Raw genomic sequence first — 16,682 nt, 5'->3', positions numbered from 1 at the left:
AATCATCCAGCGGCAGCTTACGCGAGATTTGACGTTCCCGGCATGGGGCACGAATGACCATACTTTGTTGATAGCTGCTGAAATAGCGGACCGTCTGCACCAGAGGAGCTAAAACCGGCGGCCGAGCGACCGGAATGGGTGTGCGCCGTGCAAAGGCGGCACTTTCTAGGCCGTATGTTCGTGCGGTGAAGTTGGCCCGCCCTCGGAGTAAGCAGGAAACGGGGGTTACGCCGGACGGACCGGCGCCTATCCCCAAGCTTAAGCGAGGGCGAACCATGGACGAGTATAGCGAACTTTTCATCGGACTCGATACATCGAAAGCGAAGATCTCGGTTGCAGTCGCGGAAAAGGAACGGAACGGCGAAGTCCGCTTTTTCGGCGACATCTCCGCCGAGCCGACATCGGTCGCATCGATGGTGGGCAAGTTGGCGAAGCGTGGGGCGAAGCTTCACTTCTGCTATGAGGCTGGCCCGACGGGGTACGATCTGTATCGCCAGATCATCGCGCTGGGGCATGAGTGCCAGGTCGTGGCGCCCTCTCTAATTCCCAAACGCCCCGGTGATCGGGTGAAGACCAATAGGCGCGATGCCGTCAGCCTGGCACGGCTTCATCGCGCCGGCGAGTTGACTGCCGTCTGGGTTCCGGACGAAGCACATGAGGCTGTACGCGACCTTGTCCGCGCTCGTGAGTGCGCCCATGACGCGCTGAAGAAGGCTCGCCAGCAGTTGCAGTCCTTCCTCTTGCGCCATGGCCGGATTTTCCCGGGACGCACATCGTGGACACGGGCGCATTTTCGTTGGCTGGCAGCGCAGAGCTTCACCCATCCCGCCCATCACATCGTGCTCGTCGAATATATCCAGGCTATCGAGGATGCGGGTGTCCGAGAAGATAGGCTGACCAAGCAGGTCGCTGAGATAGCCGCGTCCTGGTCCATGGCACCTGTGGTTGAAGCCTACCAGGCGATGCGCGGTATCGCGTTCATCAACGCCGTCACCTTTGTCGTGGAAATCGGCGATATACGACGCTTCGAAACAGCGCCGCAGTTGATGGCGTATCTCGGGCTTGTACCATCCGAGAGTTCAACGGGCGAGCGGGTGAAGCGCGGGGGCATCACCAAGGCCGGCAACAAGCGGGCTCGCCGCGTGCTGATCGAAGGCGCATGGACCTACCGCTTTCCCGCCCGGGTGAGCCAGACGATCCAGGCACGGTTGGAAGGGCTACCACGCTCCGTTCGCGAGATCGCATGGAAAGGGCAAATCAGGCTCTGCGCACGTTATCGAAAGCTGATCCAGGCCGGGAAGCTTAAGACCGTCGCGGTCACAGCAATCGCGCGGGAGATGGCCGCCTTCCTCTGGGCAATCGGGCAAGAGGTGGCTCCCACCGCTGAGGCATGAAGGCTCATCATCGGTAAACGGTCACGAGAAAGGAGCAAGAACCAGCGTCATCATCTGCTTGATGTGCAAAGTTGGGAGCAGGGCCCCGGTGGGGAATCCTCGTACCCACTATGTGGCGGACTAAAAGTCTATGCCCGATTCTAGACAGAGGCAGCCCCAGACGAACATACGGATATGCGGTAGCCAACCCGCGCATAAGAGTATGCCAACCGTCGTCGAAAGCCCTGCTCCCTACTCTGCACATGAGCTTCACAAATTGGATTTCGTCATCTCGGGCGGAAAGGACATCATCATGCCGAAGGCTCTTGAAAACGAACATAAGAGTGGGTGAGAGGCCCACCCGGCGATGCTCCAGCCGGAAGCAACCGGGGCAGGCGTGGAGGTGACGAAATGTCTGAAGCCCCCGGATAACGGTCACGTAGGTGACCGTGCGAGCGTACAGGCCGTAACGTGAGTGAACGCTGAGCAATCCTCGAAAAGGACGATGTGCAGGCCGACCCGTTAACCCTTACGGGGAAGGTTGATATGGACGGGCGAGTTTGAGCGACGTTGAACCCGTCTGCTGCACCGGGGTAGTGGCGACAGCATGTACGCAAGGAAAGTGCTCGCAACACGGGAAGCCCCATCGCGTGCCGGGTGATCGGCAACTGGACGCCCGCGAGGGAGGGAAGGGCGCAATGGGGTGGCGGAGAGGCCCGTAGTACCGAGGAAGCCGGGTAATGTCGGTGGAGGGAAGGAGCCTCAGTTCAAGATGAACGCAGCAAGTGGTGAGGGGCAGGAGATTGGGTAACCTATCAACTCCGATAAGCGTCCAGAAACTGCAGAAGGCGTTGCACGCGAAAGCGAAGGCAGAAGTCGGCTATCGGTTCTACGCGCTGTACGACAAGATTAGCCACAATGACATTCTGGCTCATGCCTATGCCCAGTGTCGTTCCAACAGGGGCGCGCCGGGTGTGGATGGTCAGGACTTTGCGGGTATCGAGGACTACGGCGTCGAGCAATGGCTGGCGGAACTGGCGCTTGCGCTCAAAGAGGAGACGTACCGACCGGAACCGATCAGACGGGTCTACATACCAAAAGCCAACGGCAAACTCAGGCCGCTGGGCATTTCCACCGTGCGGGATCGGGTCTGCATGACGGCAGCGATGCTGGTGCTTGAACCGATCTTTGAAGCCGACCTCCCACCCGAGATCTACGCCTACCGAGCCGGGCGCAACGCCCAGCAGGCCGTGGTCGAGGTGGAGGAGCAACTGTTCTATGGCCGACCGGATGTCGTGGACGCCGACCTTGCCGACTACTTCGGCAGCATCCCCCACCTTGAGCTGATGAAATCGGTATCGCGCCGGATCGTTGATCCGCGCGTTCTGCATCTGATCAAATCCTGGCTGGAATGCGCTGTCGAAGAAACGGATGACAAGGGCAGGAAGACACGAACGACGCAGGCCCGCGATCAGCGGCGCGGCATCCCGCAAGGATCACCCATCTCACCACTGCTGGCAAATCTCTACATGCGCCGGTTCGTTTTGGGGTGGCGGAAGCTCGGTCTTGGGCAACGTCTAGGCGCGCGGCTCGTCACCTATGCTGATGATCTCGTGATCCTGTGTGCGAAGGGCAATGCGGAAGCTGCGCTAGATCACATGCGCAGGATCATGGAAAAGCTGAAGCTGACAGTGAATGAGGAAAAGACACGTATCTGTAAGGTGCCGGACGAGACGTTCGACTTTCTGGGATACACGTTTGGTCGGATGTACTCCGCGAAAACCGGCAAAGCCTACATGGGCCACCGGCCATCAAAGAAAAGCATCCAGCGCGTGATCGCTACGATCCACGAGCTGACAGACCGAGCGCGTACATGGCAGGATACCACATACCTTGTGGCCAAGATGAACCGGGTGCTGCGCGGATGGGCCAACTACTTCTCGGTTGGAACCACGAGCAGGGCATATCGGGCTATCGACAGTTACACAGTGGTGCGGTTGCGCCGGTGGCTGCGGGCCAAGCACAAGACCAGACGAAAGCGCGAGGGAGCCTATCACGACCCTGAGCTGTACGAGCGCTTCGGCCTCGTACGTCTGGCGAACTTGGCCGCAGCCCGCCGTGGGTGAAGGCGTGATATCTTGTCCGAGAGCCGGATGCGGGAGATCTGCACGTCCGGTTCGATGAGCAGGGAGTGGAAACGGATCGTCTGGCAAGCCCCACAGGCGCGCCGCACAACACCGCGCCACTTCCTGACTCTACCGGAGATTGCCGAACAGGGCAGGGGGGCACCCGGCAGGTCGCGACCAAAATACGGCGTTCCGAGGTGGCTTCGGGAATGGCTGCAGCTTCCAAAACCGGTCGTTCGCAAGTTTGACAGCCGCCGAATAGCCACGCGCCCATCCGAGCTGTGCGACCGTAAAACTTCGACGCTTAGAGCAGGTCCGAGGTCGGCAGGGCAGATTTTAGCTAGACACCAGAGGTTCGGAAATACCGCATGCACCGGCAGGAATTGCTTGAGCAGACATTGGAAAAATAGTGAGAGCGCGCAAACCCAACCAAAGGTTATTGACAGAACAGTCCATAATGCCTAGATAGCGTACATGGCCAGACCGCGGGAATTCGACAGAGAGAGCGCCTTGGAAAAGGCCACGAATGTCTTTTGGTCGAAGGGCTTTGCTGCGACATCCACGGACGATCTCCTTCAGGCAATGGGGATCGGTCGGCAGAGCCTCTACAATGCGTTCGGCGACAAGCGGCAACTCTATCTTGAGGCGTTGCGGACCTACCAACGCAACACGACGAGCGATCATGTCCGGCGATTGAATGGACCCGCGTCCGTCGTCGCTGGCATCACCGACCTCCTGGTCGGACTTGTATCGGATGACAATGCGCACCGCGCCCTTGGGTGCATGGGAGTCGGTTCGGTGGGCGAGTTCGGAGTGAATGACGCGGAGGTGGTTGCGCTGCGTGAGAAGATTTCCCCGATGCTGCACGGCCGTCTGGTCGCGCGGATAGCGGAGGGCCAAGACAATGGTGAGATCGAGGCTACGCTCGATCCGCAGGATGCGGCGATCTACGTGCAGACGATGATGACCGGTCTCCAAACGGCCGCGCGTGCCGGGAGTGGAGCGGACGAACTTCACCGAATGGCGCGGTTCGCAGTGGATTTGCTCAAGACGAAATAACGTTTGCTCTCGGGCGTGAGATCTCCCGGCGGTGCTGGGAAGTGCCGCTTTGCGGCTAGTTATGGACTGATTAGTCAATAAAGGAAATTGTGATGAACACTGGTTCTAAGAAGGTTGCCCTCGTGTTTGGCGGTTCGCGCGGCATTGGCGCGGCTGCGGTCGCTCGCTTCGCCAAGGATGATTATCGCGTGGCGTTCACCTACGCGTCGCGTGAAGACAAAGCGAACGAGGTCGTCAGCACGGTGGAGGCAGCCGGCGGCGAAGCCTTCGCGATCAAGGCGGACAGCGCAGACGCCCGCCAGATCGAAAGCGCCGTCGCGCAGGCCGTGCAGAAGTTCGGCAAGATCGATGCACTCGTCGTGAACGCTGGCATCTTCACAATGGGAACGGTCGATGCCGTGCCTGTCGAGCAGCTCGATCAGATGCTCGACATCAACGTTCGCGGTGTCTTCCTGGCGATCCAGGCCGCTGCAACACAGATCAACGACGGCGGGCGTGTCATTACCGTCGGCAGCAATGTCGCGATCCGCACGGGCATGGCAGGGGCGAGCGTGTACCAGTTCACCAAGGCGGCCGTTGCGGCAATGGTGAAGGGTGTCGCACTTGACCTCGCGCCGCGTTCGATCACCGTGAACAATGTCCAGCCGGGACCGACCGATACCGACATCAACGCCGGTGCAATCGACTTCCTGGCCGACAAGAGCCCGCTGAAGCGTGTCGCAAAGCCGTCCGAGATCGCTGGCCTGATCGCCTACATCGCCAGCGAGGAGGCGGGCTACATGACCGGCGCTAGCATCACGATCGACGGTGGCTTCACCCTTTGACCCGAAACGGGATAGCTCCCGCCACATCGGTGGGAGCTGTTCCGGGGTTCCGACATCTCCATGTCGGAAAGCGGTGAGATGAGGCGCTCGCAATCCCCCCGAGCGCCTCGTCACAAGCCATCAGGCACCGCACCTCGGACCGCACCGTGGAGGTCACATGCCCCCAACCTTCGCAGTACGGAGCCGGATCGACACGAGAGCGTGCTGTTTTACGCATTTGTTAACTCTCTCGGATCTATCCTTCGGTCCACATCGGGAAGACGGACATGGTTGCATCGGTAACGGGCGCGCTTGGCGCAGCAGGCTATTCCTAGGCGCCGCAGGGAAACGATCGCGACGGGGATGGCAACATCACGCGCGAGGAGTTCAAGAGCCGGTGAGGGAGGGCTATGGCGGTCTCGTCCCGGCCGATCTGCGCGCCAGAGAATCTATGGACGACGCCTTCGACGCCTATGACCACAACTAGGACGGCAAGATCGACGCCAAGGAATTGGCTTCTACGGCGATGCCGAAGCGCTACCCGGCCTACAGTTTCACCAACAACTGGTCCGACAGCATGACGACGCAGCAGGCTCTGGCCTATTTCAACGTCGTGAACGCGGACAATGCCAGGCTTGTCGAACAGTGGGGCATCAAGCTCTGATCCACCTGCGGCGAGCCATTAGGCGATCGCAGCCGGCACGACATCGATAATCCTCGTTTTGGCATCGGCGTTCGCCTGCCGGCCGTGACACATCGCACCGCCATGAACGGGCAAAAGGAGCTCGGCTGGGCCGGATACGACCGCAATCGTGCCCGGCCGGCCTGGCTGGTAGGCGAACCCGGCGCCCAAGCGCCTCACGAGGTCCGTCACGATACGCGTGCCCAAGCCGTGACGTGCCGATGTGGGATCGAAGCCATGGCCGTCGTCCGCGACGATAAGAACGAAGCGGCCATTATTGACGGAAAACCCAACGCGCACGTCACCGGTATCTCTTCCAGCATAGGCGTATTTGAAGCTGTTGGTGACTAGCTCGTTGATCACCATGCCCAGGCGAACAGCCGTCTCGGCCGAGACAGTCTCGCCGCCGTGGTGGACGATAACGCGGCCGGTGTCGGGTCCGACCCACAGCAGTCCGAGATTGCCGACAAGCTCTTCCAGATAGTCGCCAAACGAAATCAGCGAGGTTTCGTCGGACCGGCAGAGCATTTGGTGGAGGGCGGCGATTGCTGCGATGCGCGCGGAGAGCCGCTCCCTCCAGGCGGCAAGCTCGTCGCAGCTCTGCCCGACCGGCGCCATTGACGCAGCCATCACAACCTGGAGCGAATTGGCGATGCGATGGTTCGCCTCCCGCAGCATGATGTCGCTGGTGCGGACGCGGTCCTGATCGTTGAGACATTTGGGTTTGGCGCAGCCCGGTTCGAACATGGTCGCTGACTCCTCATCGAAAGTTGATGAGGTCAGACTCTCCTATCCTTTCAGGTGCGGCCAGCGAGGTGGTGATAGGCCGTATGAGAATTGGCGTTCGAGGTGTTAGGCGGCGGTGTGCTGCCGTTTGGTCAGCCCACTGCCGCCGATTGCTGGGGCAACGAACCGACAAGCTCGCGCGCACGCTGAACTTCGGCAGTTTCGTTACCGTCTGCCCCTTTCGCCAAGAGGCCGGCAAGCAGGGTGGCTGCTCCCGCTGGTTTTCCGACCGTGCGCTCCAGTATCGCCATGTCGACAGCTGATCGTATTTGCCAGGCGAGGGCGCCCTGTTCGCCGGCTAGGTCGATTGCGGTTTGCAGGAGTTCGATTGCACCTGCGTCGTCGCCGAGACTGCCGCGCACATTCGCCTTGATGCGGAGAAGTTCCGGCATAGCGAACCGTTCGCCATTACTCTCGCAGCGCGCGATCGCACCATCGAGCAGCTCTCCGGCCTCTCGTTCGCGCCCCTCCAGCAGGAGACCCCGGGCGAGGGCGATCGAAAAAGGCGTGGTGAGCAGTTCGTAGCGGGCCGAGCGGAGTCGCGATAAGCTCTCCTCAACCGCGCCAAGCGCGTCCTCGGTCCTGCCTCGCAGGATCGAGAGCTCACCCTTGAGGCCGGCGGCGGCCGCAATATACGGTCCCAGCGCATTGACCTCGGCGCATTCCGTGAACGCCGAGAGCGTGACGTCTGCCGTGTCGAGATCTTCCATCCAGGTGTGGACGGCCAGCGACCAGATCAGCGCTATGCAATGCGTGACAGGATGATTGAGCTTCGCGGCAGTCGCTACCGTCTGGCTGGCTACCTGGGTTGCACGATCCGCCTCGCCGGTGAGCCAGAGGGTACGCGCCAGCGCAATCCCGGAGCGGTTGCGATGGTCGAAGCCAAAGTGAATTGTGCGGCTACGGATCGACCGCGGACTCTTCGACAGCGAAAGTTCCAGATCGCGCCGGGCGGTCTGCTGGTCGCCGGCCAGATGATGCGAGATCCCTGACAGCGAATAGGCAACGCCAAGGGCCTCGTCATTGCCAATGGCTTCGGCGATTTCCACGGCGCGACGCGCATGTCCCATCGCCGCGTCGTACTCCCCGATCCGCTCGTGGAAGATGTGAAGCCGTCCAAGTATCCGGAGCTGGTTCCAGCGATCCTCCAGATCGGCGGCAACCTCTAGGGCTCGGCGAAGTGCGCGGCCGGCGGAGTCACTGTTTCCGCGCGTGAACATCAGCGAAATGCCAAGCGCTGCTTGCAGCTCTAGTTCAATCGCGGTGCCGAGCTGGCCGTCCTCGATTTCCGCCAATGCGCGGGCGCACCAGGTCCGGCATTCGATCAGGTGGGACAGGTTGAGGAAGACAGCAGCGCTCGCGGCGGCAAGCCGGACGGCGATGCGATGGTCGCCGTCGCGTCCGAAACTCCAGTCAAGCGCACTGCGGATGTTGCCTAGCTGCTGGCGGAGGGGACGTTGGTCCTGAAGGAGATCCTCCTCCTGGGCGGCGACTGCCTCTAGTTCCGACAGGAAGAAACCGGCGTGACGTCGGGCAGCGCCGTTGAAAAGATCGGCGCCACGCGCGAATAGTTTCTGCTTGGCATAGGCTCGGGTCATCTCGAGCAACCGGTAAGTTCCCGTTGCGCGAGCCCGGTCCGGGGCGACCAACGATTTGGAGACCAGTTCGTCAACGGCGAACGCGACCTCGTCAGCCCCAATGTGCTCATCAGCGACAACCTCTAGCGCGGCGTCGATGGAGAAGGGGCCGACGAAGACCGAAAGGCGTTCTAGCACGCGCCGTTCGACGTCGGTGAGGAGATCGTAGCTCCAGTCGAGCGTGGCCTGCAGGGTTTGATGGCGCGGCATGGCCGTGCGCCGTCCCGCCCATGCGAGGCTGAACCGCTCACCGAGCTGTGCGGCCGTTGCGGCGATCCCGTGTGTCGCGACGCGGACAGCAGCAAGCTCGATCGGCAATGCCATGCCGTCGAGGCGCCCGCACATCTCGGCGATGAGAATGGCGGCCTCATCGTCAATCTCGAGCGAGCTGTCGGCGGCCGACGCGCGTTCGCAGAAGAGCTGGACGGCGGGGAAGGTCAGAATTTCGTCGCGCTGGAGGCCCGCCGGATCTTCGGGATATGCGAGTGCATCAAGGCGATGAACATTCTCGCCGCGCACCCGAAGCGGTTCGCGCGATGTGGAGAGGATGCGGACCTGCAGAGCATCCTCCATGATGCGCTCGACGAGCTTAGCCGCCGGCTCGACGACATGCTCGCAGTTGTCGAGTATCAGAAGAAAAGCGTCGTCGCGCACATGACCAAGGATGACCGCGAGTGGATCGTCACTATGGACGGGAATGCCCATCGCGCCCGCGATCATCGAAGGCACGAGCGCTGGGTTCTCCAACATCGCGAAGTCAACGAACGCCACGCGCCCCATGAATGCGGTTGCAAGCCTGTGCCCGACGTCGATGGCGAGCGATGTCTTGCCGACGCCTGCCGACCCGACGATCGTGAAGAGCTGCGTGTCAACGACGCGCTTCTCAAGCAGCTCGAGGTCGGCGTCGCGGCCGATAAGCCGGGTAAGGCGTGCCGGAAGATTGATGGCGGTCGAAACAGAAACCGGGCTCAGATCCTCCGCCATCAAGGTAGCAGGCGAGGGACTGGCGTCATGAACGCTATGCCGCTCGATCTGGGCCACGAAGGCATAGCCCACGCCGACTTGCGTCGCGATGTAGCGCGCGCCCTCGGTGCCATCGCCGAGCAGCTTGCGCAGGCCGGCCATGTGGAACCGCAGGCTGCCGTCCTCCACGACGACGTCGAACCAGACCCGCTTGAGCAGTTCACGCTTGGACAGGACGCGCCCCGGCTGCTCCGTGAGGACAACGAGGAGATCGAAGGAACGGCCGCCGATTTCGACTGGCTCGCCATCTCTGGTGAGCAGTCGTTCGGTCGGCGACAGCATGAAGGGGCCGAAGGCCAGCCTTTCGCGAACGAGGGGCGGTTCTACGTCCGCCATGGCGTCAGCCCGAAAGACGTATTCAATGTGCCAAACAGAGCTGCCGCGCGGTGCGAACGTGCCCCGCATCGGCTCACGCGCACCAGATTACCAAGAGAAGCCATGCGAACCATTTTCCCCCAATAGCACAGCTTAGTGGGTTCTTGAACCATCGTTCCAGTATTTTGTCGCTTTTTCGACGCGCGTCACCCGAAGGTGAAGACGTAGGCGCGTGCGCCGGGCCGCTCGAATTCGATCGTGACGGTCCTGTCCCGTATCGCGCCTTGTTGCCGGACAAGCTGGTAAAGCCGGTCCTCCCGGACCTCTCCCCAACCATTTGCATCGACATCCGTCCCATGATTGGCGCCGGGCGCGCTGCCGTCCAGCGTCACGCGAAACTTCACCGGCCGACCGTCCGCAGCACCACCCATTACAAGGTGCGCGTCGCGAGCATGGAAGCGATAGCGAACCGTGCCCACGTTCCCGTCAAGTGTCGCGAACTCCTTGCCGACCGTCCAGCTGCCCGAAAGATCCCAACTGTTGAGCGGCAAGCCGGACGAGGCAATGTAGCGGTTGGCCGCGTCCTTCCTGATGCCGCCGGGCGACTTGAAATCGGCCGCCTTGCTATATCCAAGATAGGCCTCGGGTGAGCCCAGATTCTGCCAGTCGGCTTGAGCTTCAATCCCTGAGGCTTCGATGGCACCGGTGGGAATGGCCGACACATCCTGCCCCGCCTCCGTCAGCAAGTTGCGGATAAGCTGTTCGGATTGGTCGTAATTGCCTTCGCCGATGCGGTAGCCGCGCACACGGCCCTTCGTGTCGACGAAGTAGAAGCCGGGCCACCCTTCGTTCGCGAAGTTCTGCCAGACGGCATAGTCGTTGTCCTGCAGATTGGGATAGCGCACATCGAGTTGCGCGCTCGCCTGCCGGACCTTGGCGGCATCATGTTCGAACTGGAATTCGGGCGCATGGACGCCGACCACGATCAGGCCCTTGCCGGAATATCGCTCCTGCCAAGCGCGCAGGTAGGGCAGGGCCCGCAGCGAGTTGATGCATGAATAGGTCCAGAAATTGACCAAGATCACCTTGCCGCGAAGGGCTTGGGTGCCACCCGTTACCGGCGTCAGCCAGGGCTTCGCATTCTGCAGCACGTCAGTTGGCCTCGATGTGGCGCCGAAGGGCGCATTGCTGACAGCGCTCGCCGCGAGCGCGGCGGAGCGCATCGGCATGATGCCGAGCGCGTCTCCGAAGCAGGCGATGGTCGTGGCGCCGGCGGTCAGGAATGCGGCGGCGATAAAGCCGAGCGAGCGGGTCTTCGTCATGATCACTAACCTTCAATGGCGACCGGGAGCGGCCGCTCTCATGAAGTTGATGTAGCGGGGGTTGGGCGCGCGCCACGTTAGGGCTGCGCTGGCTGCGTTAGTTTCTGAAAGCCGCGAACGGCGGCTCATGTAGCGATCGCGCATGGGATTTCGCGATTGCGGTCCTTCGCATCGCGAACGCTAACGTCGCATCACTGCGCCTAACGAGCGCCGGCGAAACACTCGTCTACCTTCATGGCAACACCATCCAGGTTGAGGAGACGCCCAATGATCACGGATCAATCGACATCACGCCGCCAGTTTGTGGTCGGCGCGGCCCTTGCCGGGGCTATGGCCACCATGCCGGGCATTGCCCTCGCACAGACATCGGTCGCGGTTCGCCCGTTCAAGATCTCGATCCCGCAAGCGGATATTGATGCGATGAAGCGCCGCATCATGCAGACCCGTTGGGCCGACGCACAGCCGGCGCCCGACGAAGGGCAGGGGGTGCGCCTCCAGACCCTCGAGCCACTGATGCGCTACTGGGCGACCGGTTACGACTGGCGCAAGGTCGAGGCGCAGCTGAACGCGTTGCCGATGTTCATGACCGAGATCGACGGGCTCGACATTCATTTCATTCATGTTCGCTCGAAGCACGAAAACGCCATGCCGATGATCCTGACGCACGGCTGGCCGGGCTCGATCCTCGAGTTCATGCGCGTCATCGGCCCGTTGACCGATCCCACCGCCCATGGCGGAAAGGCGGAGGACGCGTTCCACGTTGTCATCCCGTCGATTCCCGGCTTCGGTTTCTCGGCCAAGCCGACCAAGGTGGGCTGGGGCTCCGACCACATCGGCCGCGCATGGTCGACGCTGATGCTGCGCCTCGGCTACGACAAATTCGTCAGCCAGGGCGGCGACTGCGGCTCGGTGATCTCGCAGCGCATGGCGCTCCAGCATGTTCCGGGCCTGCTCGGCATTCACCTCAACATGCCGGCGGTAGTTCCGGCCGACGTTGCCAGGATCCTGGCTGCCGGCGATCCCGCCCCGGCCAGCCTGTCGGCCAAGGAGCGCGGCGCGTTCGACCAGCTCGTTGCCTTCTACCGCGACAACTCTGCCTATGCCGCGATGATGAACACCAGGCCGCAGACCATCGGCTATTCGCTGGTGGACTCGCCTGTCGGCATGGCCGCCTGGATGTATGAGAAGATTTCGCAGTGGGTCTATGCCGACGGCCATCCCGAGCGCGTTTTGGGCCGCGACGCGATCCTGGACGACATCTCGCTCTACTGGCTGACCGGTACCGGCGCCTCGGCGGCGCGGATCTACTGGGAAGATCACACCAACAACTTCAACGCGCGCGGCATCATCGACATGCCCGTCGCGGTGTCGGTGTTCCCCGGCGAAATCTTCCGCGCGCCGAAGAGCTGGGCGGAGCGCTGCTACACGAACCTGTTCTACTTCAACGAGGCGCGCAACGGCGGTCACTTCGCCGCTTGGGAACAGCCGCAGATCTTCGCCGAAGAGGTCCGGGCGGCCTTTCGTTCGCTGCGCTGATCCGTCCCCCGAAGCTTTCACCATCAACAAGGAGAAGACCCATGTCCGAGACCAAGACCCTCTATACCGCCGATGTGCATGTGACTGGTGGCCGCGAAGGCGCCGCCAAGAGCTCCGATGGTCGCCTCGACCTGAAGCTCTCGACCCCGGGCGGTCCGGGAACCGGCACCAATCCGGAACAGCTCTTCGCTGCCGGCTGGTCGGCCTGCTTTCAGGGCGCGATGGCGATCGCCGCCAAGTCGAAAGGCGTCACCTTGCCGGCCGATCTGGCGATCGATGCGCAGGTTGAACTGCGCATGGGCGACGACGGCTTCTCGCTCGCGGCGGGGCTCAATGTGCATGTGCCCGGGATCGATCCCGATCTTGCTCGCCAGCTGATCGAGACCGCACACCGCACCTGCCCGTATTCGAAGGCGATCAAGGGCAACATCGACGCGGTCGTCGCGCTCGCCTGACCGCACGCCTGAAAAGGAGATCTGACATGAAAAGGCTCATCGGCGGCGGGCTCGCGCTCGCCGCGGGGCTGCTCGCTCCGGCGGTGCAGGCCCAGACCGTGAAACCCACGGTCGTCCTCGTGCACGGCGCGTTCGCAGAGTCGTCGAGCTGGAATGGCGTCATCACGATCCTCAAGCGTGACGGCTACACGGTGATCGCCGCACCCAATCCGCTCCGCGGCGTGCGCGCCGACGCGGACGTGGTGTCGGACGTAGTCCGCAGCGTCGATGGGCCCGTCGTGCTGGTCGGACATTCCTATGGTGGCTCCGTCATCAGCGAAGCCGCCGTCGGGCGAGCGAACGTGAAGGCCCTGGTGTTCGTCGCGGCCTTCGCACCCGAGGAAGGGGAAACGGCGCTCGGCCTGACCGGCAAGTTTCCGGGAAGTACGCTCGGGCCGACACTGGCACCTGCGGTCAATCTGACCAGCGGCGGCAAGGACCTCTACATCCTTCAGGGGAAGTTCCACGACCAGTTCGCCGCAGACGTCTCGCCGGCAGCGGCCGCCTTGATGGCGGCAGGCCAACGACCGGTCGCGGAGGCTGCGCTGTCGGAGGCGTCGACCGCCCCTGCGTGGAAGTCGACGCCTTCGTGGTTCGTCTACGGTGACCAGGACCGGAACATCCCCCCGGCGGCCATGGAGTTCATGGCCCAGCGCGCAAACTCAAGGCAGACAACAGTCGTCAAGGGCGCATCCCACGTCGTCATGGTGTCGCATGCCGGCGAAGTCGCCAGCCTGATCGAGCGAGCGGCGACAGAAAAATAGGATTCCGCGCCGGCGTATCCCGCCCCCTCCCCCCGCGTCGGCGCGGATGCCCACGATTGGCAGTGGCCTTGCCCGCCAATCGTGGGCCTTCATTTTCAAAGGAGATCTGTCATGAGAAGCCCAAATCCAAAAAGGGCCAGCGGCAGCTTTGCATTGCTGCTCGCTATCTCCGCGGTCGGAGCGGCGTTGCCCGCCATCGCGACCGCACAGCCAGCCAGCAATACGGTAGCAGTGGACACGAGCAATCCTGACGTTGCTATCAGGCCATTCCGCTACCACGCTTCAGACGAGGCTTTGCTTGATCTCAAGAAGCGGATCGCGGCAACGAACTGGCCCGGGCAGGAGATCGTCTCAGACACCTCACAGGGCGTTCAGCTCTCCACCATGCGCGAGCTCAGCGACTACTGGCTGAAGGAATATGACTGGCGAAAGGGAGAGGCGCGTCTCAACGCCTATCCCCAATTTGTCACCAAGATTGACAGCGTCGACATCCACTTCATCCATGTCAAATCGGGGCATCGCGGCGCGTTGCCGGTGATCATCACCCACGGCTGGCCAGGCTCCATCATTGAGCAGCTGAAGGTCATCGAGCTGCTCACGAACCCTACCGCGCACGGCGGAAAGGCTTCGGATGCGTTCGACGTCGTCATTCCTTCCTTGCCTGGCCACGGCTTTTCAGGCGCGCCATCCGAGACGGGCTGGGACCCGGTTCGCATCGCCCGCGCGTGGATTACGCTGATGGAGCGACTGGGCTACCAGCGTTACGCCGCGCAAGGGGGTGACTGGGGCAACGCCGTGACGGAGCAGATGGCGCTGATCGCGCCCGCCGGACTTATCGGCGTACACACAAATATGGCGGCAACCGTTCCCGACGAGATCGAGAAACGCCTCGGTGCGCGCTTGCCCGCGCCGGCTGAACTGTCGGCTGAGGAGCGATACGCATATGATCAGCTCGATACCTTTTATCGACACGGGCTCGGCTACGCGCAGGAAATGGCGAACCGCCCGCAGACCCTCTACGCGCTGGCGGACTCACCTGTAGGGCTCGCGGCGTGGATGCTCGATCATGATGCTCGCAGCCTGGACCTGATCATCCGTGTCTTCGCCGGACAGTCGGAAGGATTGAGCCGGGATGATGTCCTCGACAATGTGACGCTCTACTGGCTCACCGGAACCGCTGTATCTTCAGCGCGGCTTTACTGGGAGAGCAAACTGCCATTCTTTGCCCCCAAAGGCGTGAAGATCCCGATGGGCGTCAGCGCCTATCCCGACGAGATCTACACGGCTCCGAAAAGCTGGTCGGAAAAGGCGTATCCAAAGCTCGTTCATTACGGACGTCTTCCCAAAGGTGGCCACTTCGCGGCTTGGGAGCAGCCGCAGACCTTCGCTGAGGAGTTGCGCTCGACCTTTCGATCGCTTCGCTAGATCGGGGTGATATTCTTACCGGAGCACGGTCCCGGTCGATCGCGGTATCGCGCGATCGGCCAGGATTTCGTATGATTGTGCGACACCCCTGCGTAAGGCCCTCCGGCAAGCGCGGAAGCCTTATGGAGGATCTTGCCCTGGATAGAGCGTCTGCTGCTGCCTTATTCCTGCGTCGTCGCGCCCTGTTTGTAGTATTCCTCGTGCAAGGAATGGCTATGGCGTCGTGGATTACGCGTACCCCTGCCATCCGCGACGCGCTCAGCGCGTCGACAGGCCAGATGGGCCTCATCCTCTTTGGACTATCGGTCGGCTCGATGAGCGGCATCCTGATGTCAGGCGCGGCCGTGTCGCGCTTCGGCACGCGACCGGTCGCGATCGCCGGCCTGTCTCTCGTTGTCGCCTCGATGCTCGCAATTGGGGCGGGCGTCGTCCTGACCAGCAAGATGATCACCGCGGTCGGCCTCGCCCTCATCGGCTTCGGCATGGGTCTCTCCGAGATCGCGGTCAACGTCGACGGCGCGGACGTTGAGCGGCTGAGCGAGCGGCCTCTTCTCCATACCCTCCATGGCTTTTACAGCCTGGGCACAGTGGGCGGTGCGATCTTCGGGTTTGGACTGACCGCTCTCGATATACCCGTGGTATGGCATCTCATGGCGATCGCGATCGTAGTCGGCGCCATGTCGTTTGCCGCCTGCAGGTATCTCCCGGCCGGGATTGGCCGCCAGGATACACCGGATATTACCGATAGGTCAGACACGCAGGGTTGGCTCTCGTTGATTGCCGAGCGTCGACTGCTGATGATCGCCCTGATTGTGCTGGGCATGGCGTTGGCGGAAGGTTCAGCGAATGACTGGCTGCCGATCCTCATGGTCGACAGCTACAATGTCAGCCAGGCGTCCGGCTCGCTGATGTTTGTCGTATTCGCCGCAATGATGACGGTCGGCCGGTTTGGAGGCGGCTACTTCCTTGAGCGCTACGGCCGCGCCCGGGTGATCCGGGCCAGCGCGATCTCCTGCGCGATCGGCATCGGGGTGGCGATGCTTGCGCGTGATCCGATCACTGGAAGCCTGGCGGTGGTGCTCTGGGGGCTGGGCGCCTCACTGGGCTTCCCGGTGACGTTGTCCGCCGCAGCAGACACAGGCAAGCATCCCGCGGCGCGGGTCGCCGTCGTCGCGACCGGGGGCTACATCGCGTTCCTCGCAGGCCCGCCCGGGCTTGGGTTTATCGGGGAGCACTACGGACTGCGGTCTGCGCTTGCCGTGGTGCTGTTGGCGGTCGTGGTGGCAGCGATCGTGGCGCAGGCCACCAAGTCCGACTCTAGTCGGTAGCGGATCTCG

Annotated in this window: 13 protein-coding genes; 10 read left to right on the top strand and 3 right to left on the bottom strand. The window is 62.3% G+C overall.

The features are described 5' to 3' along the window. Positions 1–275 precede the first annotated feature (275 nt). From TQ38_RS20330 to TQ38_RS30080, 5 genes are all read left to right on the top strand, one after another. Positions 276–1,394 carry an IS110 family transposase gene (locus tag TQ38_RS20330; RefSeq protein WP_043979582.1) on the top strand — a complete coding sequence of 373 codons (1,119 nt, stop codon included), beginning with the start codon at positions 276–278 and terminating at the stop codon, positions 1,392–1,394. Between the two features lie 782 nt (positions 1,395–2,176). Further along, positions 2,177–3,499 carry a group II intron reverse transcriptase/maturase gene (gene ltrA / locus TQ38_RS20320; protein WP_043978668.1) on the top strand — a complete coding sequence of 441 codons (1,323 nt, stop codon included), beginning with the start codon at positions 2,177–2,179 and terminating at the stop codon, positions 3,497–3,499. A 510-nt stretch (positions 3,500–4,009) separates the two neighbouring features. Next, positions 4,010–4,558, top strand: coding sequence for a TetR/AcrR family transcriptional regulator (locus tag TQ38_RS20315; RefSeq protein WP_240198163.1), 549 nt, complete (start codon positions 4,010–4,012; stop codon positions 4,556–4,558). A 92-nt stretch (positions 4,559–4,650) separates the two neighbouring features. Then, positions 4,651–5,382, top strand: coding sequence for an SDR family NAD(P)-dependent oxidoreductase (locus TQ38_RS20310; protein WP_043979587.1), 732 nt, complete (start codon positions 4,651–4,653; stop codon positions 5,380–5,382). Positions 5,383–5,887: 505 nt separating this feature from the next. Continuing rightward, entirely contained in the window at positions 5,888–6,025 is a 138-nt protein-coding gene (locus tag TQ38_RS30080) for a hypothetical protein (RefSeq protein WP_162792330.1), read from the top strand. 18 nt (positions 6,026–6,043) lie between these two features. On the opposite strand, the gene TQ38_RS20305 is transcribed toward TQ38_RS30080, so the two are convergent. The 3 genes from TQ38_RS20305 to TQ38_RS20295 form a co-directional block, all read right to left on the bottom strand. Then, positions 6,044–6,790, bottom strand: coding sequence for a sensor histidine kinase (locus tag TQ38_RS20305; protein WP_043979590.1), 747 nt, complete (start codon positions 6,788–6,790; stop codon positions 6,044–6,046). 131 nt (positions 6,791–6,921) lie between these two features. Further along, on the bottom strand, positions 6,922–9,825 hold the full coding sequence (locus tag TQ38_RS20300) for a winged helix-turn-helix domain-containing protein (protein WP_043979593.1): 2,904 nt from the start codon (positions 9,823–9,825) through the stop codon (positions 6,922–6,924). Positions 9,826–10,010: 185 nt separating this feature from the next. Further along, positions 10,011–11,126 (bottom strand): redoxin domain-containing protein, encoded by a 1,116-nt coding sequence (locus TQ38_RS20295; protein ID WP_052505977.1) that lies wholly within the window; start codon positions 11,124–11,126, stop codon positions 10,011–10,013. 267 nt (positions 11,127–11,393) lie between these two features. On the opposite strand from TQ38_RS20295, the gene TQ38_RS20290 reads away from it, so the two are divergent. The 5 genes from TQ38_RS20290 to TQ38_RS20270 all read left to right on the top strand — a co-directional run bounded on the left by TQ38_RS20290 (position 11,394) and on the right by TQ38_RS20270 (position 16,673). Next, positions 11,394–12,662: an epoxide hydrolase family protein gene (locus TQ38_RS20290; RefSeq protein WP_043979595.1), complete on the top strand. Its 1,269-nt coding sequence runs from the start codon at positions 11,394–11,396 to the stop codon at positions 12,660–12,662. A gap of 41 nt (positions 12,663–12,703) precedes the next feature. Next, positions 12,704–13,117: an organic hydroperoxide resistance protein gene (locus tag TQ38_RS20285; RefSeq protein ID WP_043979597.1), complete on the top strand. Its 414-nt coding sequence runs from the start codon at positions 12,704–12,706 to the stop codon at positions 13,115–13,117. Between the two features lie 26 nt (positions 13,118–13,143). Then, positions 13,144–13,920, top strand: coding sequence for an alpha/beta fold hydrolase (locus TQ38_RS20280; RefSeq protein ID WP_043979598.1), 777 nt, complete (start codon positions 13,144–13,146; stop codon positions 13,918–13,920). A gap of 111 nt (positions 13,921–14,031) precedes the next feature. Continuing rightward, positions 14,032–15,345: an epoxide hydrolase family protein gene (locus TQ38_RS20275; protein ID WP_043979600.1), complete on the top strand. Its 1,314-nt coding sequence runs from the start codon at positions 14,032–14,034 to the stop codon at positions 15,343–15,345. A 122-nt stretch (positions 15,346–15,467) separates the two neighbouring features. Continuing rightward, complete coding sequence (locus TQ38_RS20270) at positions 15,468–16,673, top strand: MFS transporter (RefSeq protein WP_043979602.1); 1,206 nt, start codon at positions 15,468–15,470, stop codon at positions 16,671–16,673. Positions 16,674–16,682: the final 9 nt, after the last annotated feature.

It is taken from the genome of Novosphingobium sp. P6W (assembly GCF_000876675.2).
In the GTDB taxonomy this organism is placed as follows: domain Bacteria; phylum Pseudomonadota; class Alphaproteobacteria; order Sphingomonadales; family Sphingomonadaceae; genus Novosphingobium.
Note: the sequence above shows the minus strand (reverse complement) of the source record. Positions and strands in the feature narration are given on the sequence as shown.

Bases quoted from the DNA above. Each gene is read 5' to 3' on its own strand.
- TQ38_RS20330 (WP_043979582.1), top strand. From the start codon at position 276: ATGGACGAGTATAGCGAACTTTTCATCGGACTCGATACATCGAAAGCG.
- TQ38_RS20310 (WP_043979587.1), top strand. From the start codon at position 4,651: ATGAACACTGGTTCTAAGAAGGTTGCCCTCGTGTTTGGCGGTTCGCGC.
- TQ38_RS30080 (WP_162792330.1), top strand. From the start codon at position 5,888: ATGCCGAAGCGCTACCCGGCCTACAGTTTCACCAACAACTGGTCCGAC.
- TQ38_RS20305 (WP_043979590.1), bottom strand. From the start codon at position 6,790: ATGTTCGAACCGGGCTGCGCCAAACCCAAATGTCTCAACGATCAGGAC.
- TQ38_RS20300 (WP_043979593.1), bottom strand. From the start codon at position 9,825: ATGGCGGACGTAGAACCGCCCCTCGTTCGCGAAAGGCTGGCCTTCGGC.
- TQ38_RS20295 (WP_052505977.1), bottom strand. From the start codon at position 11,126: ATGACGAAGACCCGCTCGCTCGGCTTTATCGCCGCCGCATTCCTGACC.
- TQ38_RS20290 (WP_043979595.1), top strand. From the start codon at position 11,394: ATGATCACGGATCAATCGACATCACGCCGCCAGTTTGTGGTCGGCGCG.
- TQ38_RS20285 (WP_043979597.1), top strand. From the start codon at position 12,704: ATGTCCGAGACCAAGACCCTCTATACCGCCGATGTGCATGTGACTGGT.
- TQ38_RS20280 (WP_043979598.1), top strand. From the start codon at position 13,144: ATGAAAAGGCTCATCGGCGGCGGGCTCGCGCTCGCCGCGGGGCTGCTC.
- TQ38_RS20275 (WP_043979600.1), top strand. From the start codon at position 14,032: ATGAGAAGCCCAAATCCAAAAAGGGCCAGCGGCAGCTTTGCATTGCTG.
- TQ38_RS20270 (WP_043979602.1), top strand. From the start codon at position 15,468: ATGGAGGATCTTGCCCTGGATAGAGCGTCTGCTGCTGCCTTATTCCTG.